At 69.3% G+C, this 18,125-nt stretch carries 14 protein-coding genes and 1 tRNA gene; 8 read left to right on the forward strand and 7 right to left on the reverse strand.

All coding sequences use genetic code 11. From position 1 onward, the window contains the following. Nucleotide 1: 1 nt before the first annotated feature. From ACH5AF_RS12585 to ACH5AF_RS12595, 3 genes are read left to right on the forward strand one after another with little or no spacing between them, the layout of a single operon-like run. Nucleotides 2–937 (forward strand): FkbM family methyltransferase, encoded by a 936-nt coding sequence (locus ACH5AF_RS12585; RefSeq protein WP_398901581.1) that lies wholly within the window; start codon nt 2–4, stop codon nt 935–937. After that, nucleotides 934–2,040 (forward strand): glycosyltransferase, encoded by a 1,107-nt coding sequence (locus ACH5AF_RS12590; RefSeq protein WP_398901582.1) that lies wholly within the window; start codon nt 934–936, stop codon nt 2,038–2,040. The genes ACH5AF_RS12585 and ACH5AF_RS12590 overlap by 4 nt, the downstream gene beginning before the upstream one ends. A gap of 14 nt (nt 2,041–2,054) precedes the next feature. Then, on the forward strand, nt 2,055–2,675 hold the full coding sequence (locus tag ACH5AF_RS12595) for a low molecular weight phosphatase family protein (protein ID WP_398901584.1): 621 nt from the start codon (nt 2,055–2,057) through the stop codon (nt 2,673–2,675). An 11-nt stretch (nt 2,676–2,686) separates the two neighbouring features. Here the strand turns inward: ACH5AF_RS12595 and ACH5AF_RS12600 are convergent, their stop codons facing one another. The 3 genes from ACH5AF_RS12600 to ACH5AF_RS12610 form a co-directional block, all read right to left on the reverse strand. Then, the gene (locus ACH5AF_RS12600) at nt 2,687–4,531 is read right to left on the reverse strand and encodes a DUF4012 domain-containing protein (protein ID WP_398901585.1); all 1,845 of its coding nucleotides are present in this window, start codon (nt 4,529–4,531) and stop codon (nt 2,687–2,689) included. Between the two features lie 568 nt (nt 4,532–5,099). Next, the gene (locus ACH5AF_RS12605) at nt 5,100–5,372 is read right to left on the reverse strand and encodes a hypothetical protein (protein ID WP_398901586.1); all 273 of its coding nucleotides are present in this window, start codon (nt 5,370–5,372) and stop codon (nt 5,100–5,102) included. Between the two features lie 536 nt (nt 5,373–5,908). Further along, nucleotides 5,909–7,336, reverse strand: coding sequence for an O-antigen ligase family protein (locus ACH5AF_RS12610; protein WP_398901587.1), 1,428 nt, complete (start codon nt 7,334–7,336; stop codon nt 5,909–5,911). 447 nt (nt 7,337–7,783) lie between these two features. Here ACH5AF_RS12610 and ACH5AF_RS12615 point away from each other — a divergent pair, with 447 nt between their 5' ends. Together ACH5AF_RS12615 and ACH5AF_RS12620 are read left to right on the forward strand one after the other, a co-directional pair. Then, the gene (locus ACH5AF_RS12615) at nt 7,784–8,962 is read left to right on the forward strand and encodes a glycosyltransferase (protein ID WP_398901588.1); all 1,179 of its coding nucleotides are present in this window, start codon (nt 7,784–7,786) and stop codon (nt 8,960–8,962) included. Between the two features lie 51 nt (nt 8,963–9,013). After that, nucleotides 9,014–10,219: a glycosyltransferase family 4 protein gene (locus tag ACH5AF_RS12620; RefSeq protein ID WP_398901589.1), complete on the forward strand. Its 1,206-nt coding sequence runs from the start codon at nt 9,014–9,016 to the stop codon at nt 10,217–10,219. A 341-nt stretch (nt 10,220–10,560) separates the two neighbouring features. Here ACH5AF_RS12620 and ACH5AF_RS12625 read toward each other — a convergent pair whose 3' ends face one another. Together ACH5AF_RS12625 and ACH5AF_RS12630 are read right to left on the reverse strand one after the other, a co-directional pair. Continuing rightward, nucleotides 10,561–11,658, reverse strand: coding sequence for a glycosyltransferase family 4 protein (locus ACH5AF_RS12625; protein ID WP_398901590.1), 1,098 nt, complete (start codon nt 11,656–11,658; stop codon nt 10,561–10,563). A 234-nt stretch (nt 11,659–11,892) separates the two neighbouring features. After that, a complete protein-coding gene (locus tag ACH5AF_RS12630) occupies nt 11,893–12,840 on the reverse strand; it encodes an LPXTG cell wall anchor domain-containing protein (protein WP_398901591.1) in 948 nt (315 codons plus the stop codon). A gap of 458 nt (nt 12,841–13,298) precedes the next feature. Between ACH5AF_RS12630 and ACH5AF_RS12635 the strand changes: the two genes are divergently transcribed. Next, the gene (locus ACH5AF_RS12635) at nt 13,299–14,042 is read left to right on the forward strand and encodes a hypothetical protein (RefSeq protein WP_398901592.1); all 744 of its coding nucleotides are present in this window, start codon (nt 13,299–13,301) and stop codon (nt 14,040–14,042) included. A 42-nt stretch (nt 14,043–14,084) separates the two neighbouring features. Here ACH5AF_RS12635 and ACH5AF_RS12640 read toward each other — a convergent pair whose 3' ends face one another. After that, nucleotides 14,085–15,272, reverse strand: coding sequence for an acyltransferase family protein (locus ACH5AF_RS12640; protein WP_398901593.1), 1,188 nt, complete (start codon nt 15,270–15,272; stop codon nt 14,085–14,087). A 663-nt stretch (nt 15,273–15,935) separates the two neighbouring features. Then, nucleotides 15,936–16,009: transfer RNA gene (locus ACH5AF_RS12645), tRNA-Pro, on the reverse strand. A 150-nt stretch (nt 16,010–16,159) separates the two neighbouring features. Here ACH5AF_RS12645 and ACH5AF_RS12650 point away from each other — a divergent pair. After that, on the forward strand, nt 16,160–16,864 hold the full coding sequence (locus ACH5AF_RS12650) for a transketolase (protein ID WP_398901594.1): 705 nt from the start codon (nt 16,160–16,162) through the stop codon (nt 16,862–16,864). Between the two features lie 107 nt (nt 16,865–16,971). Continuing rightward, nucleotides 16,972–17,868 carry a transketolase family protein gene (locus tag ACH5AF_RS12655; protein WP_398901595.1) on the forward strand — a complete coding sequence of 299 codons (897 nt, stop codon included), beginning with the start codon at nt 16,972–16,974 and terminating at the stop codon, nt 17,866–17,868. Nucleotides 17,869–18,125: the final 257 nt, after the last annotated feature.

Genomic DNA, 18,125 nt, shown 5'->3' on the forward strand with positions numbered 1-18,125 from the left:
CATGCCGACTACCGTGCAGGAAATTCTCAGACTGATCTGGAACCATCCGGCCAACCGGGGCCACCGCTTGGGGGCCTACGCGCGCATGGCGCTCTGGCAGGCGCACAAACGCCTGGTGGGCAGGCCCTTCGACCTGAAGGTCTACGACGGCATGCGGTTCCGTGCCCATCCTGACAGCACTCAGGTGGGGCGTCTGCTCTATTTCGGCGGACTGCCTGACTTCCAGGCCATGACCTTCATGAAGCGCTATCTGCGTCCCGGTGACGGATTCATCGACGGAGGCGCCAACGAGGGAATCTTCACTCTTCTGGCCGCCGAACTCGTGTCGGACCGGGGCGAGGTGCATGCATTTGAGGCTCACCCGGTCTATGTGAAGAGGCTGCGTGAGAACGTGGAAAGGAATCGGCTGAGTTCCGTGTCGGTGCACGAAGTGGCGGTCGGAGAAAATCCCGGCACGCTGCCCTTCGTGCTGCGCGGGACCGGTTCCCGGATCCGGACCGCGGAGGACGCCGGCGAGGTCGTGTCCGCACAGGTCGTACGCCTCGACGAGACGCTGCCGGACCGCACCTGGGCCATGGGCAAGCTCGACATCGAGGGTGCTGAGCACTCTGCCTTGCGCGGAGCGGAGAAGCTGCTGTCCCGTGCTGAACCGCCGGTGTGGTTCCTCGAACTCGTCGATCCCTTTCTCGCACGCTTCGGCTCGTCGGTCCACGAGGTGAGCCGATGGCTCGGGGACCACGGATACGACCTCATGCACTACGAGCCCTGGCTGAACCGATTCGTTCCCGGCCCGGGGGCCGGCGCTCCGGACGTCTTCGCGGTCTCGCGGGAACGCCTCGCGGAGGTGAACAACCGACTTCGCGCGAGCCACGAGCGGGCGGGTGGTCACTCCTTGATCCGTTCGGGGCCGCGCGAGGCACGAGAGGTGGCGCGGTGACAACAGCACGGATCTGCGAAGTCATCAAGACACTCGATGTCGGTGGCGCCGAGGTTCTTCTGGTGGAACGGCTGCGTCGCGCGCCCCGCTCCGAACGCGACTACACCGTCGTCTTCCTCCGCGCATCGACCGAGACACTGGCCGATCAGTTGCGTGCCTGTGGAGTCAACGTCGTCGATCTGCGAGACCGCCCCCGGTGGTTGCGCTACGCCGAACTGGTACGCGTCGTACGGAAGCAGTGCCCCGACATCGTCAACATCCACTCCCCCGCACCGGCGGCGGTGCTGCGCCCCTTCCTGTACCTGATGCGTCGCCGCCCGTTCCTGGTCTCCACGGTGCATCAGGTCTGGTACCGCCCGCTCACCATGCTGCTCGACCGGTCGACCCGCTGGCTGGACGACGTCACGGTGGCCGTGTCGCCACAGGTAGCGACCGCTCGTACTGTGCGCGGAGCACGCCGGGTACGGACGCGGATCCACGGCGTCGACGTCGGCGTCCAGCGCTCCTGGGCCCGGCGGGCACAGCAGGTGCGGTCGGAGTTCGGAATTCCCATGGACTCCTTCGTGTTCGTGTGTGTGGCGAACCTCAATGCAAAGAAGAATCACGCCCTGCTGATCGAAGCGGCTGAGCGATTGCTCGCCCAGCGCGCCGATGCGCTCTTCGTCCTGGCCGGGGACGGACCTCTTCGGGAGCAGGTGCTCTCCGAGATCGGGCGCCGCGGGCTGGGAGAGCGCGTTCGCTTCCTGGGGTCGGTTGAGGGTGCCAACCGCCTGGTGGCTGCCGCGGATGCGCTGGTGCTGGCCTCCACGTACGAAGGCCTGCCCGTGGTGATCATGGAGGCGATCGCGGCAGGCGTACCGGTGGTGTCCACGGCGGTCGGCGGTGTGCCCGACCTGGTGCGTGACGGCGACAACGGCATCCTCGTGCCGCACGGCTCGCCGCAGGGGCTGGCCGAGGGCATGCTGCGAGCCATGCAGCCCGACGTGCATGCGGCGCTCGCCGCCGGGGCACGCGCCGGCGCCGAGGCGGTGGACGTGAACGCCACAGCGGAGTGGTTCGACGAGCTGTACGGCGTCGCCGCGACGGGCGGTGTACGCGGATAGTGGACATCCAGCTGATGGAAGAAGATCCGGACGTGCTGCTCGACCATGACTCGTCCTCCGGGACGTCGTGCGCGCCCGAATTCCGCGTGCTCACCGTCTGCACCGGCAACCTTTACCGCTCCCCGCTCACGGAGTGCCTGCTGCGGAAGCGGCTGGCCACAGTACGGGAGGCGATCCATGTCGGCAGCGCGGGCACACGGGCCGTCCCCGGCACGCCGATGGAGGCCGCACTTGTTCCCGTGATCGTCGAACGGTGCGGGGACCCGTCGGAAAGGGTGGCCCGCCGGCTGACGGCCGGCCTGGTCGAGAGTGCGGATCTGGTGCTCGGGGCGGCGGTGGAGCACAGGGAGGCGGCCGTGCGCCTGGCGCCGGTGCGGGCGCTGTCCCGGGCCTTCAGCCTGCGCGAGTTCGCCCGGTTGGTGAGGGCGGAGGACGGCGCGGATGTCGTGGATCCCGTCGCCAGGTTCACCGCTCTCGTCGCGGGCGCCGCGGCACGGCGCGGCGCGGCCCCGGCGGGCATGGCCGATGACGACGTGGCCGACCCGCTCGGTGGCGGTGAGGAAGTGGTGCGGGAGTGCGTGCGGCGTATCGAGGAGTCGGTGGAGCGCATCGCCGTCGCGATGGGCGTCGACTGAGGGGGTTCCGCTCAGACACCACAGGCCGGGTAGGGCTCCACACGAGCCCGCAACGGCGTGACCAGCGGCTGGCGCAGGAGCACCGGAGCGCGGTCACTGACCGGCTCGACGAGCCGGAGCGTGAGGGTGCGGCTGCTCCGCGCCGGCAGTTCCAGGTCGACGGTGTAGACCCCGTGACCGCGCTCGACACCGCTGTGCAGCATCGCGGGACGCCCGTCGACGGTCAGATCGGTCAGCCGTGCGCCCTTGCTGGCGTAGTAGGAGACCAGCAGCCTGTTGTCGCCCGGTCGTGTCGGGTAGGACGGTTTGTCGCCGCGCTGGGTGACGTACGAGGGAAGCCCTGAGGTGGGAGCCCGGTTGGTGAGCGTGATCCGCGCGGTGACCAGCCGCCCGTCCCGGGTGCAGCGGCCGGGGATCCAGTGCAACTCGCGGTCCAGGTAGTAGTCGAGTTTTCCGCCTGCGGCGTTGTTGACGACAAGCCCGGCGAAGGGACCGGACGTCGCCGGAAGCACGCCGCTCAAGGGCCGGGTCATCAGCAGCCGTTGCTCGTCATCCCGGGCGCTCCAGACCTTCAGGCGTTCCTCCGTCATGACGTCGTAGGTGCCTCTGAGCAGTGCGGGGAGCCGCTGGGGGTCGCCGAGGGCCTCCATGAGTGACGTGGCGGCCGTACGCGCCACATCGAGGAGGAACGACTTGCGTTGCACGCTGTCCTGATAGCGCGCGTAGCCGTCCCGCTCCGCGAGGTCCAGTGCGTTGTCGGCAGTGAGCTCAGTACCGTCGGGCATCCGCGCCGGACCGGTAGCCCGCAGCAGCCTCGCGAGTCCGCTGGGGTCGAGGGCGATCACGCCGTCCACCCGTTCTCCGCTGTGGTCGTGCCAGGCTGCCGACCAGATGCGGGCGGCATGAGGAAAGTGCGGGCTGATGTTGGAGTTGGCCCAGGTGCCGGTGGGGTCCATACGCGCGTACTGGGCCGTGTACTCGGCACCCAGATCGATCGAGGGTTCGGCCTCGGCCAGCATCGTGTCGGTGCCGAAGGTCTCGAAGCGCGGTTGCCCCTGCTCGACGGTGAGCACGGCGAACGCCCCGGGCAGCCCACCCGTGCCGCGCGCCTCGGCGGTGTTCTGGAAGACCACGAGATACCGCCGTGGACTGTCCGCTCCCAGCATGGGCGGCACCACACGTGCCGCCACGGCGGCGTCGGTCAAGGTGGGGGCGAGCCGGTCGAGTTGACGCACCATCTGGATCCGCGCGTGGTCGGCGGCGCCCACCCACGGGGTGGCCGGCAGTCCGTGCGCCTCGTCCCTCATGTCGGCGGCCACCTGTGCCGCCCGTTCGAAATCCGGAGCCGTCTTGTCCAGCCTGGTCAGCATGGCCTGAATGCCGCCGTCGCGAGAGTCCCCGCCTCCCGCCGCCATGCCGACCACCGGAGGGAGCACGTCGTGCGTCAGACGGTCGGCGGCATGCGTGACACCGCGCACCGTCGTAAGCGGCCGGCCGATGATAGGTACCTGCGCGGCGGCGTACCAGGCGGGGCCCGTGGTGAGGCTATGGGCCCGGGCGGCGTGCTCTGCCGCGGACCGCATCGCCGCCTTCGGATCCGCCGACCGCTGCGGCCCGGCCTTCGGGGCGGCGTTCGCCGCAGACCCGGAGACTGATTGCCGCAGCGTTTCCAGGGACCGCTGGGTGGCGAGGAGTTCGGAACGGGCGATCAGGCCGGTGACCACGATCCAGCCGACTCCGGCCAGACACAGCAACGTGGCCGCCCCGATGACGTATGCGGCCCGCCGCCGCAGCGACGGCCCCGCCGGATCCGCTTCGGCCGGCCGGCCGAAGCGGATCCAACCCTTCCACTTCACCAGGGAACGCGGACGAAGAGTCCTCATCGGAGCGGCCGGGGCAGGTCCGACGGTGCCTCACAGGAAGTGAGTGAGGCGGAACGCCACCTCCACGGGGCCGTCATCTCTTCACGCTCCTCGGTTCGGTTCGGTCCGGCCTTTGCACATCGCGGCCCTTCGGGCCGACTGATGCATACATAACCCTCGTGTGGTGCCCGAGCGGTCCGCCTCCCCGAAACCACCGGATGGCGTAACAGCCCTCAGGCGCCCCCATGTACGGGCACCGCACCGGCGTGGTGTTGCTGCATCAGGGTGGTGCCGGAGGGACACACAAGGAGTCGGGATGAGAGCTCCGAGGGCATGCGTCAATGGCCACGGAAGAGGCATCGAGGAGCGTATGGAGTGCTGAAGGTGTGGCGAAGCGGGTCCAGTGAACCGCGGCTTGTGGTCGCCGCAGGGCTCGTCGCGACCGGCCTTCGCACCGTCGGTCGCACGCTCGCCGTGAGCCCGTGAACCCGTGAACCCGTGAACCCGTCGCGGCCGGGTCGGCAAGCGCCGTGCCCGGAAGCGCCACCTGCGGACCCTCGGCTCACTCACCGTCGCCGGCCAGGTGGCGGCGGCGCTGTCCTTGGCCACCACCGCCGCGCTGGTGCGGCAGGTGGGCGGCGCCGAGGCGGGACAGGTGCTCTTCGTGCAGTCCGTGGCAACAGTCTGGTTCTTGCTGTGGAATCCGCGCCTGGAGGACGCGCGGCAGCGCTTCGTTCCGGCGGCGCAATTGCGCGGTGCGGGCCGAGGCACCCAGCCGTACCACCCGCTCGTCCGGCTGGAACGTCTCCGGGCTGCTGGCCGCGATCGTGGACATGGTGATGGCCCCTCGCCGCCGCGGCCGCCGGATGGCTGCCCGCCGAGCCGCTCTGGCTGCTCGTCGCCGCCGTGCTCGGAGCCGGTGTTGCGACACCCGCGGGCAGCGCCACGGTCGGCTATGCGCTCACCGGCCGGCTGGGCACTGGTTCCACGGTCATGCTCACCATCGGCGCTGTCCGGCAGGTGCGCGAAGCATGCGGTCCCCCAGTCGCCATACCCATAGCACTGCCAGCGGGCCCGGTGCGCTTCCTGGTGAAGACATCGGCGACCGGATCGGTCTCCGCTGCTTCGGAGAGCGGTGTTTCCGTGCTCGCCAGGGTCTTCGGGTGCCCCACGCTGGTGACGTATCTGAAGGTCGCGACGCCGATGCCCCGCCTCTTCGTGAGCTTCGTCAGCCCTGTGGCAGCGCAGTTGTATCCCCGCCTGGCACTGGCCGGAGCCCATGGTCGCCGCACGGCGATGATGTGGGACGCCCTCCGCTCCAGTGCGCTGACCGGGGCGGTCGGGGCACTGGCGGTGGCGGTCTCGGCTCCCTCACCGGACTGCTCCTGGGCATGGACTGTGCCTGCTGGCGTTGAGCCCGGCGTGCTGGTTCCTCGTGCTGCCCGTCCTCGTCAGGTCGCTGCCCCACGCGGTCCCGCCGACCGCTCCGGTCGGCGAGCCCGCGGCAACGATACCCGTATGAGTGGCAGGGCCCTCCGCCGAGGCACGTGAGGGCCCCCCTCCTCCCGTCGTCGGAGGGTCCGACGGCATGGGTGCATCGGTTGCCGGGGCCAGCCCCATACCCGCGTAGGTGAAGAACAGCAGCGTCAGCATGGACCCTGCGTACAACGTCATCTCGGTGAGCGACATCGCGAGCACCGCGACCGTGAACAGCAGCGGAGCGCCTCGCCTCGCCACCAGACGGTGGAGCAGCCGGCACACGAAGAGCGCGAGCATCAGCACGCCCGGTACGCCCACCGAGGCGAAGACGCACACGAACAGGTTGTACGGGAGGACGGAGTCCACTGCCTGGTTGAGGTAGGACGGCACGGAGTGGTCGAGACCGGACGAGGCATAGCCCCATCCGCTGCCGAAGAGGGGGCTTTCGAACCCACGACGCAGGCCGGCGTCGATGGTCTGCCAGCGGTAGTCCGCGCTGGTGGAGTTGAGTCCGAACACGCCGGTGACCCAGCTGACGGTCTGCAACCCCAGCAGGGCGAGTGCCGTGAACCAGACGAGGAGCCTGGGCAGCGTCAACCTCTTCTGAGCCCAGACGACGAGCACGACGACCGTGGCGAACCAGACGCTGCGGGTCTGCGTCAGGAAGATGCCGCAGAGCAGCACGGCGCCGACGAGCCACGGCAAGGGCGTCCGCAGTTCCGACGTCAGCAGAGGGCACAGTGCCGCCAGGAGCAGGGCCCCGGTCTGTGCCGGATCGCCGATGTCCAGGCCGACCAGCCTCGTCTGGTCCTGGATCACTCCACCGACGACGTTGACGAGGGCGTAGCAGGTGACGATGGCGTACACCGGCTTCCGGTTCCCGCGGTGACGGGCCAGGAGGAGGAACACCGCGCCGTAGAGGGCGATCCGGAGCAGCGGCGTCACGGACGTCCCCACGTGGAGTGTGGCCAGCAGGGACCAGCCGACGAACAGCGCCAGGGATACGGCGAGGAACCTGTCGTGCTTCGCCTCGCCCGGACGCCGCTGGAGGAGACAGCCCAGGCAGGCGAGCAGCAGCAGATCGCTCAGCAGCAGCGGGCCTACGAGAGGGGCCTGGAGGGCGGTGATACCCAGGCCACTGCCCGTTACGAGGGCTGCCGCCAGCAGGACTTCGGGTGGCAGGAAGAGCGCCGAGAGCGCAATCACGGCGGTGAGAGCCACGGATAGCGGCCCGCCGGGGCCCGCGAAGTGGGCGATCAACGTCACCGCAACTGTGAGAGCCAGGATCGGCGCGGCCTGTCGGGACAGTACCGGCATCATGTGATTCCTCCGCCGCAGACAGGACAGCTCCTCGTGTGAGTCCCGCCGAGACGTCGCAGGTGCGGACGGAAGAACAATGAGCAGGCGTCCTTGGACATGTCGAGGGCCGAGTATCGCCGTGCCGCGGGCCGCTGCGGATCCGGCGCGCGGAAGGGCCTACTCCTCCGGGTGCAACGACGCCTGGGGGATGTGCGCCGGAGGGGTGTACGGACGTTCCCGGCGGCCCCGTCGGCGACCCCACCCGAGTCGGGCGTGTCAGGCTGTGGCGGCTTCCACTCAGCGCAGGAGCCGGGCGGGGAGTTGCGTATGCGCGGCGCGCGCGTCGACGCAGGACGAGCAGGCTGCTCCCTTTCCACGGTGCCGGCCGACCAGCCGGCCTACTTTGGAGGAAGATGTGACGCCTTGGGACAACGCGACGTTCACGTGCGCCGTGTTGGACGACCCGTCATGACCGCCGGACTTCACTCTGCCGAATCCGTGGCCGTCGATCCGGCGCAGAGCCGGATCACGGTGGTCACGCTCTCGGGCTCCCGGCAGGCGGACGTCAAGGATTCTGTGGACTTCCGCACCTGGACCGCGCTTGCCGGCCGTCTCGGCGCCGCCGAGTGCATCTGGGCCGGCCCGGACCTGGAGTGCCGGCGAGGAGCGCTGCACGTGCTCAGGCGCCACCGAGGTCCGGGAGTGCTGCGCTCGCTGGTCTGGGCGGCCGGTTCGGCGCGCCATGGCGTGCGCGTCGCCCGCGCCGCCCTGCACAGAGGCGACACTGTCGTGATCAACGGAGCGGAACCGTGGGGTTGGCCGTCCGCCTGGTTCATCGCACGCGCCACGCGGTGTCCGCTGCTGATCGACGTGCACGGGGACCTCCTGGCGTTGCCGGTCGCCGTCTTCGGCCGCTGGCGGCGGATCGTGCTGCGGCGGGCCGCCGTCACCTTCACCCGGCACGCCGACGGCTGCCGGGTCGTCGCACGCTCGGTGCAGGAGGGGCTGGCCCGGCGCGGCATCCCCTCCGCGCTCGTCCCACCGCGGCTCCTGCCCGTCTGGGAAGAGCCGTTGCAGCGCGCCCGGCCGCCACTCGCCGATCCGGGGGCGCCTCAGCTCCTGACGGTCGGCCGGCTTCATCCCTCCAAGGGCTTGGACCTGCTCCTGTCGGCGATGGCCGAGCTCGTGCAAGCACTCCCCTCGGCGCGACTGAGGATCGTGGGGGACGGACCGCTCCGGGGCCGCCTGACCGAACAGGCCGCCCAGCTCGGCCTGGCGGGCCAGGTGGACTTCCTGGGCGCACGCGGAGTCGACGACATCCGCGCGGAACTGGCCCGCGCGGACCTGTTCGTCATCTCTTCACGGGACGAAGGACTGCCGAGGACTCTTCTGGAGGCCACGGCCGCCGCGGTCCCGGTCGTCGCGACCAAGGTGGGTGGCATTCCGGCCGCCGCGGCACGCTGGGAGAGCGTGACGCTGGTGGCCCCGGACACCGGCGCTATCGCGGACGGGGTACGCCGGCTCCTCGCATCCCCGCCGAGCGACCGGCAACTGCTCGCGGTACGCGACAACGTTCTCGCGCATTACGGCTTCGACGTGAACATCGACGCCGTGGCCGCCCTCATCCGCTCCGTCGCGGCCAAGTGAGGCGAACGTCCCTGGACGGCACCAGCGAACGAGACGAGCGAGGAGATTGTCGTGGACCGAGCGTCGGCGGATGATCAGCTGGCACGGGAGTGTGCACCGGTCCCCGAGGCGCGGAACCCGCGCCCGAGGCTGGTCTATGTGGTCCCCCATCTGTCCGAGGCCGAGTCGGAGCACTTCGCGCACATCCCGGCCCTGCTCGCGGCGCTGGGGCAGCGGATCGACGTCGCGGCAGCCGTCGAGCGAGGGAACCCGCCGGCTCGCCTCGCCGGGGTGCGGCTGCTGCTGCGCGTTCCCGGCCGGGGCCGCCTGGGCCGTCTCGTGGGCACCGTACGCACCGTCCACCGCTGTGCCCGGGCCGGCTACCGGACCTATTTCCTGCGTTACTCCACGCTGTTCGTGACCGTACTGATCCTCACCCGCCCGGTGTACCGGCACCGCATCCTTCTGTGGCGCAGCGGTACGGCGAATCTGCCGGTGCCGGGCGAGCGCACCTCCTGGCACCAACGCCTTCGTCGTCCCCTCAACCGGGTGACGGCACGGTCGGTGCACTGTCTGGTCACCGGTCCCGAGTCGATGATCCCCGTCATGGCCGGCCAGTGCGGAGTCCCGCGCGACAGGATGCGGCTGCTCTACAACGACATCGACGCCGAGCGGTTCGCCCCGCTGTCCCCGGAGGCGCGAGACGCGGCGCGGGCGAGGCGCGGGTGGGGAGACGACGAGTTCGTCCTGCTGTACGTCCACCGGCTGTCGTACCGGAGGGGGGTTCGTCTCCTGGTGCCACTGCTCACCGCACTGGGCACGACGGAGGAGGGTCCGGCCCGCGATGTCCGGCTCGTCGTCGTGGGCGATGGCCCGGAAAGGTCACGGCTGGAGCGTGCGGCGGCCGATCCCGCGCTCGGCGGTCGGATGCAGGTCGTGGGGCCGGTGCCCAACCGCGACCTGCCCGAGCTGTACGCGGCGGCGGACTGTCTCGTCATGCCGAGCTACGAGGAGGGGTTTCCACGAGTGCTGCTGGAGGCGATGGCCTCCAGCACGCCTGTCGTGACGACGGACGCGGGCGGATCGGCCGACGTGGTGGGCGCCGACTACCCTTATGTGGCTCCCGTGGGCGACCTGGATGCGCTGATCCGCCACGCCCGCGCCGTCATGCTGTTGATGCCGGAGGAGCGCCGCCTCCTCGGACAGCGGCTGCGGGAACGCGCGCGCAGGGAGTTCTCACCACAACGCGCAGCCGCAATGCTCGAAGCGATCCTGTGACCCCTGCACCACCGTTTCCCGGCGGAGGATCCCGGAGCCCGAACGGCCTGGGCCGCAGCATGCCGCGGCATCACCCGACGGGTGCGAGCAGAGTCAGATACGTGGAACCCAGCAGGTTGGGCCAGCCGCGAACGGCCCGCCCGGCACATTGCGCATGCGGACCGGCCAGCACCCGCTCGTCCACGATCCGCCAGCCATGCTCGCGCCCCGAGTTCCGTACGAGCGCCCGCGCCCATTCATGGCGCGCGGGACGACGCTGGTGATCTCATCACCCGGTACGCGCGCGAAATGTCCACTATTCTCACCATTCACCCCGATGCATCCCGCCTGAGGCATGCGCTTCAGGTGCAATGTCGTCCCAACGCCGCCGCGTAGCAGTCCTCGACGCGGCCGGCCACCGCGGGCCAGCCCAGTTCGGCCGCCGCCTGCCTGCCGAGGTCGCTCATCTGGCCACGGGCGGACGCGTCGTCGAGCAGGGCGCGCAGCGTGGCGACCAGGTCCGCCCGTGCCCCGGAGTGGAACACCCGGTAGGTCCCGTCGGCCACCACCGGTGCGAGCGACGCCTCCGACGACACCACGACGGGTGTGCCGAGCGCCAGCGCCTCCAGCGCGGCAGTGGGCACGCCCTCACCCTTGCCCGGCAGTCTGCGCGACGCGAGGACGAACACTTCGGCGCGACGCACGAGTTCGTAGACATGTCCGCGGGGCAGCGCGCCGGCCAGCTCCACTCCAGGTCCTGCGGCCGCCAGCGCGGCAAGCCGGTCCCGCTCCGGTCCCTCTCCCGCGATGACAAGTCGCAGTCCGGGCCGGGTGCGGACCAGGTCGTGGAAGGCTTCGATGAGCAGCCCATGGTTCTTCACCGGGTCCAGTGAGCCGACGCTGACGATAAGGCCGCGTTCACGGCCGGTGTCGGCGGGGGGCGGCATACGGGACAGGTCGAGGCCGCTGGACATCGTGAGGATGCGTCGCTCGGGCACTGCGCATCCCAAGAGGTCGGTTCTTGTTCCCGATCCCAGTGCGATGAACGCGTCGACGTACCGAAACGCACGGCGCGCCAGGCGCCGGTGCCCGTCGCTGAGTCGTCCGTGGACAGTGAGGAACAGCGGGATGCCGAGTCTCCGGCACAGGGGAGCCAGCCACATCGCCTCGACATGGTCACCGTGCACATGAACCAGGTCCGGGACGTGCGGACCCGGGCGGCGGGACAGCCGCCGGATCGCCGCTGCCGCCTCTGCCGCGAACGCCGTCCGGTCGGACAGTCTCGTCAGCCCGCGCGACAGGGCGCTTGCACGCAGCGGCAGCTTCACCGCCCCCGTCGGTACGGTCGTTCCGTGCCGGAAGGCCATGGTCACCCGGTGCCCGCGGGCGATCTGTTCTCGTGTCAGGCATTCCACATGGCGCTCGAGGCCGCCCGGTTGCGGGGGGACTCGGTAGCTCAACCGCATGATGTGCATCGCTGTGCCTGCTCCGTTCCGTACGCCGATCCGGCGTGGGATGGCAAAGCCGCCGAAGAAGGGCGACCCGGCGCGGGAAATGCCAAGCGCTGGGCCAGAACGTAAGGCAGACGACACCCGCGTCGGCTGCTTGCTGCGGCATGTCGCAGCAAACAGACGAATCTCGGACAGCGCAGTGCTGTCCGAGATTCGCCGATGCTACGCCGTGCAGGTGTCCGCTCAGTCCCGCGGAGTGGCAGCCCGTCGACGCTTCACGAGGACCAGAGATCCTCCGCCGAGCAGCACGAGGCCGCTAGCCGCGGCGAGCATGGCCACCGTTTGGTCCGATGAGCCGGTCTTGGCGAGCGAGTCGCCGTGGTCATCGGAGGACTTGCCGCTGACGGAGTCGTCGTGGTCCCCCTTCTGGTCACGGGAATCGTCGTGGCCGTTGTCGTCGGATCCGGGTCGGCCGTGGTCGTCGTCGCCATGGTCGTCGTCACCGTGGCCACCTCGGCCGTGGTCGTCGTCACCGTGGCCACCTCGGCCGTGGTCGTCGTCACCGTGGCCACCTCGGCCGTGGTCGTCGTCGCCATGGTCGCCTCGGCCGTGGTCGCCGTCGTCGCCATGGTCGCCGTCGTCGCCGTCGTCATCACCTTCGATGGTCACCGCGGCGGTCAGTACGAGACCCGACTCGAGACCTTCGAGTGTGAAGTCGTACTCGCCGGGCTTGGTGTCCTCGGGAATGGTGACCGAATCGGCCACGCGGCCATTCGCATCCGCGAAGTGGGTACCGAGTGGCACGACCACCAGGTTGTCGTCGCCGCCGTCGTCGTCGCCATGGTCGTCGCCGTGGTCGTCGTCGCCGTCGTCGTTGGACACGGCGCGTACCACCGAAAGGGGCGCCGGGAATGCGGGGGTTCCTCTCAGTGCGGCCGTGTTCACCGATCCGGCGGCGCCGGCTCCGTCTCCGTCGGGGACGAGACTTGATTCGACCTCTTCGTTCGGATCGAATCCGGTCCCAACGAAGTCGACCTCATCGCCGGGAGCGAGGGTGACGTCATCGAGCGTAACGCTTGGGGCTGGTGGGTACTGAGCGAGCGCCGGCTCCGCAGCGATGAAGGGAGCTGCGGCAATGAGGCCTACGGTGGAGGCGGCCAGGGCGACTCGCCATCCGGAGCGTCTGGGCATGGTTTTGGGCTCCTTCGGACGACGCTTGATTCAGAGTTGAATGTCTTGTTGTCGATATGGAGGTTCGAACCGCGTTGCAGGACAGAGCTGTCTGCCGTGTCCGTTTCCCGCCGTGGCCGTGTGTTCCGGACACCGACCCGGTCTGTGTTCGCATTCGAGGGCACACAATTGACGTCTGCCGTCCAAGCACCGGATCCATAGACGTCGACGGCTTCACCGAAACAGGCACACAACGACGCTCGTCAGGACGGTGTACGAGTTGCACTCGTGTGGCCCCCACCGCTCGCGATCGCGGCCCGGATCTGCTGTGGTCCGTCGTGTGTCGCGGGGCGCGATGTGCCGCCGACCTGCAGGCGACCGACTCGCCCGCACGGGGCCCCGCCTCCTCGGCCCGTCCGGGTGAGGGGGTGAGTACGAGTACTCATGTGCCCGGTGATCGGCATCCGCATGATGCGTGCATGCGATCGACATCCCTCCCGAAGCCCGTGGTGGTGGCCGCGCTCGCCTGCATGGTCCTGTCCGGCTGCGGCACCCTGAACGCCGCCACCGATCAGACCCCCGCAGGCAGCGCCGTCTCGGCGACAACCCCGCCCGGCGCCAAGGCCAGCGACAAAGATCCGGAGATGCGGTTCCTTGAGCTGACGACCCGCATCACGCAGAGCTGCGCGCCGGACGCCCCCAAAGGCAGCGGTGGAGCGCCCGGGCCCGAGGACCTGCCGGGTTGGGAGGAGTCGCCCACACCGAGGTACGGGCCGGGCGAGACCCCGCCGGGCGTTCCGACCGCCGACGGAGACATACCGATCCCCCTGGATGATCCGGCGCCGTCGAGGCCGACCCCTGACTCCACCGGGCCCAAGCCGGTCAAGGAGGTGCCGCTGACCGGTATCGAGACGTGCAGTGGCATCGAGCACGCAAAGCACGTCAGCGAGGCGTTCAAGAACACGAAGACGACCGGCTACCAGGCGATGCACAAGAAGCTGACGGACCTGGACTACCCGGCGCCGCGAATTCACCAGATACCGAACCATGCGGGCGCGCCCCGGGCAAGGCTCGACTTGCGTGTGATGGGCAGCCACTTGGCTTTGGAGGTCACCGGCACCAGCAGCGGGGTGACCGTCGAAGCGTTCGGGGCTCCGGAGACGGAGGACGTGAAGGTGACCGATGTGAAGCGGAAGCCGAAGCTGGACGCGCCCGCGTCCTGACCCGATCGCACGGGAAGATCTGATCCCGTCAGTGGCCCCTGTTCACTTCCAGGAGTCCTTCGACGACGGGCCGACCTGTGGGCGTGAGTTGTCCTGGCCCGCATCGGGATCTTCGCTCTGCCGGGGAGGTGACGCAATGACCGTCGACGTCACGACCCGGGACGGGATGAGGCGGCGCGACAGCGCCCGCCTGGCAGGAGTTTCGAATCGGTCGACCAGCAGGACGCAAACCGAAACCAGCAGCGCGAGGAAGACCAGGCCGCCCCATGGCGCATACTGCTCCACCCGCAGACCGAAGAACTGCAGAAGGACTCCGCAGCTGAGCATGTACAGCCTCTTGTGCAGGGCGTACACCGCGTACGAGGCGAGTCCGATCCTGCTGCACAGATAGGCCGTGCCCCCCTGTGGCTCGGCCTTTGCGCCGAGCAGGACGAGCAGGGGAAGCACCACCAGTGCGCAGAAGAGCTGGCCAACGGTGCTCAGATCGAAGGCGGCAAGTACCGGAAGAACTCCGAGCAGGAGGAGCGGATGAATTCGGGGGACCTGTACGGTGCGGTGCAAACGATGGAGTAGAACTCCCAGCATGAACGAGTAAAGGACTCTCGCTAGACCACCGGCGAATGTATCCCAGCCGACGCCGAGAGCCGTGGAGTCCCACCAGAGAGCAGCACCGGTGAAAAGCGCCCCCGAGACGAGGACGACACCGACGAGAACCTTGGTGGATTCGAGGAGTCGGCGGGACAATACCCACACCAGGTTGGCGAGCAGTTCGAAGAAGATCGACCACATGATCCCGTTGAGCGGGAACAGAGCGGCGGCGAACGGATCGGGCAGCATCAGGGCCGCGAAGGGAAGGTCCGTCAGGAGCCATGTCCACTCCTGGTCCGGGTGGTTCTCCATCACCTCCTGCCCCTGGTACCGCATCATGCTCAGCGCCTGCACCAATCCCAGAATGATGCCCAGCAGGTACACCGGATAGAGCCGCACATACCGCGCGAGCATGAAGCGCCAAGGACTCATGCCTTCACGGAAGCGCTCCTCGTAGGCGTGCGCGAGGACGAAACCACTCAGCACGAAGAAAAGGTCAACGGCCATCTGTGCGGATGGCAGCGGGTCCCCGAAGTACCGGTGCGAGTGCAGAACGACGATGCACAGCGCGGCGACACCGCGAATGCCGTCGAGTGTCCTGAAGGCTCGATCCTTCATACGTTCATCCACATTCGACACCACGAAGCATCTCCAGTCGGCCGGGCTCGGTCCGTTGACGGGGCAACGCTATGCCGCCGAACCAGACATCGAAACGGGAACCGAAGTCGACAGAACATGTCTCAGCGGGAATTCACTCACGTGCCGCACGGCGAGCCGACGGCTTGCGATCTCGGCTGATCCAGGCTGCCGGCATGAGTGCGGGAGGAGGTGTCCGCCGCATTCCTGGGCGCTGCTGCTACGCCGCTGGGCATGACCTGGTTGCGCCAAGGGAGTTGGCGACTTTCTCTCTGGATTTGCGGGTGAGGCCACGATCGACGTCGGCCCTCGGAGCCAACGGTGACATCGACGGGCACGAGATGCGGCTGCCATCGGGACGCACCCGTCGTTCGGGCCTCACCAGATTCGCCGAGGCCGGGTCCCGGCGGTAGGTGCTGCGCAAGATCGCCGGGGACGGTTCACTGATGACCACCCGACGCTGCCTGATCCCCGGCGTCCACAAGATCACCGCTGCCGGAGCCGCACTCTCCACCCGCATCGGCGCTCCGCGGCCCCACGCTCGCTACGGTGCGGATCGCCGCCGTCACTCGACGCGGTCAAGGAGGCCGGCCACGACTGGCCCCCAGGATGACCAAGGGGCCGTTTCAGATTGCTCTGAAACGGCCCCTGACCTGCGACTCTTTCAAGTCGGGACGACAGGATTTGAACCTGCGACCCCTTGACCCCCAGTCAAGTGCGCTACCAAGCTGCGCCACGTCCCGATGCCCGTGTGACCTGGGGTTTCCCCCGGCTGTACGCGCATGAGAACAATACCGCACTCGGCCCGGTGGTCACGAACCCGTATTGCGCCGTTCCCGCCCGATCGCGACATGCTTGACCTCAACCAAACTTGAGGTTGCACGGTGGCAGTCATGACGACGACACGCACCGTCCCGGCAGCCGGCTTCCGCGACCTGAACCGCCTCATGGCCCTGATGACCGGCGACGAGAAGCACGGTCCCGCCGCGACCTCCACCCTCGACGCCCTGTGGGTCCTGTACGACCGCGTGCTGCGGGTGACGCCCAAGACCGCCGACGACCCCGCCCGCGACCGTTTCCTGCTCTCGAAGGGGCACGGCCCCATGGCGTACTACGCCGTGCTGGCGGTCAAGGGCTTCCTTCCCGCGGAGTGGCTGCCGGGCTTCGGCTCGTACGACTCCCCTCTCGGGCATCACCCCGACCGCACGCTCGTGCCCGGCGCCGAGATCGGCAGCGGCTCCCTGGGCCACGGACTCCCGCTCGCCGTCGGCACCGCGCTCGGCCTGCGGGCACAGAGCTTGACCGATCCGCGGGTGTGGGTGCTGATCGGCGACGCCGAACTCGACGAGGGCAGCAATCACGAGGCGATCGCCTATGCGGGACCGGCCGGCCTGGAGCAGCTGCACACGCTGGTGATCGACAACTCCTCCGCGACGTACGGCCGGCCCGGCGGCATCGCCGCCCGTTTCGAGGCGGCCGGCTGGTCGGTCGAGACGGTCGACGGCCGCGACCACGAGGCGCTGCACACGGCCTTCACCGCACAGCACCCCGGCCGACCGAGGGTGGTCATCGCCCGGGCCGAGCCCAAGAACGCCTGACGCCCCACGCCCTTCCACCGCTTCCACCGCTTCCGCCGCTTCCACCGCTTCCGCCGCTTCCGCCGCTTCCGCCGCTTCCGCCGCTTCCGCGAAGGGAACCACCCACGATGGACACGATGCGCGACCGCTTCATCTCCACCACGACACGACTGCTGGACGAGGACCCGCGGCTCGCGCTCGTCCTCGCGGAGATCAGCCGGGACGGTTTCGACGCCGCCCAGCGGCGACACCCGGACCGGGTGATCAATGTCGGCATCCGCGAGCAGCTGCTCATCGGCGCCGGCGGCGGCATCGCGCTCACCGGGATGCGGCCGATCATGCACACGTTCGCGAGCTTTCTGGTCGAGCGCCCCTTCGAGCAGGTGAAGCTGGACCTCGGCCACCAAGGGGTGGGCGGCGTGCTGGTGAGCGCCGGCGCGTCGTACGACTGGCCGGCCGGCGGCTTCACACACATGTCGCCCGGCGATGTCGCGCTCCTGGACACCCTTGAGGGCTGGACGGTCCATGTCCCCGGCCACCCCGACGAGGCGGAGGCGCTGCTGCGCAAGGCCGCGGCGGGCGACGACCGCGTGTACGTCCGCCTGTCGAACCAGTCCAACACGCAGCCCCGGCCGCTGCCGGGCGGGGGTTTCCTGACCGTACGGGAGGGCCGGGGCGGGGTCGTGATCGCGGTCGGGCCGATGCTCGACAACGTGCTCGCGGCGACGGAAGGCCTCGACGTCACCGTGCTGTACGCCACGACCGTGCGCCCCTTCGACGGCGCGACACTGCGGTCGGCCGTCCGGCAGGGCGCCGCCGACGCGGTGATCGTCGAGCCGTATCTCGCGGGCACGTCGACGGCATCGGCGACCGAGGCCCTGGCGGAGGTGCCGCACCGCGTGCTGGGGCTCGGAGTCTCCCGCCACGAGCTGCGCAGGTACGGCACGATCGAGGAACACCTGACGGCGCACGGGCTGGACGCAGCGGGGCTGCGGGCGCGGCTCGCCTCCTTCCTCGGGCGGTGAGATCTCGCGAACCTCGTGAGGACGCTACGGTCGCGACGAGGGGCCGATCGCGGCCGGCGGAGGCCGCGAGAACGGCCGCGTGAGGAAGGAAGAGGACACCGCGGTCACTGAACGCGTTCTGCTGGTGGAGAGTCGCGCCGACGAGAGTGCGCTCGCGGCTCTCGGTCGGGCTTTTCCACCGCGGTCCGCGAACGAGCAAACCTTCTTCCGCTCGTACAACTCCGCCGATGTGCCGGTGGGAAGGCGCTTCGACTGCT

The sequence above is a fragment of the Streptomyces sp. NPDC018833 genome, from assembly GCF_044390825.1.
Lineage (GTDB): Bacteria > Actinomycetota > Actinomycetes > Streptomycetales > Streptomycetaceae > Streptomyces.

Coding starts and splice junctions, on each gene's coding strand:
- ACH5AF_RS12585 (WP_398901581.1), top strand. CDS start 2: ATGCCGACTACCGTGCAGGAAATTCTCAGACTGATCTGGAACCATCCG.
- ACH5AF_RS12655 (WP_398901595.1), top strand. CDS start 16,972: ATGGACACGATGCGCGACCGCTTCATCTCCACCACGACACGACTGCTG.
- ACH5AF_RS12595 (WP_398901584.1), top strand. CDS start 2,055: ATGGAAGAAGATCCGGACGTGCTGCTCGACCATGACTCGTCCTCCGGG.
- ACH5AF_RS12610 (WP_398901587.1), bottom strand. CDS start 7,336: ATGATGCCGGTACTGTCCCGACAGGCCGCGCCGATCCTGGCTCTCACA.
- ACH5AF_RS12615 (WP_398901588.1), top strand. CDS start 7,784: ATGACCGCCGGACTTCACTCTGCCGAATCCGTGGCCGTCGATCCGGCG.
- ACH5AF_RS12605 (WP_398901586.1), bottom strand. CDS start 5,372: ATGTCCACGATCGCGGCCAGCAGCCCGGAGACGTTCCAGCCGGACGAG.
- ACH5AF_RS12635 (WP_398901592.1), top strand. CDS start 13,299: ATGCGATCGACATCCCTCCCGAAGCCCGTGGTGGTGGCCGCGCTCGCC.
- ACH5AF_RS12650 (WP_398901594.1), top strand. CDS start 16,160: ATGACGACGACACGCACCGTCCCGGCAGCCGGCTTCCGCGACCTGAAC.
- ACH5AF_RS12630 (WP_398901591.1), bottom strand. CDS start 12,840: ATGCCCAGACGCTCCGGATGGCGAGTCGCCCTGGCCGCCTCCACCGTA.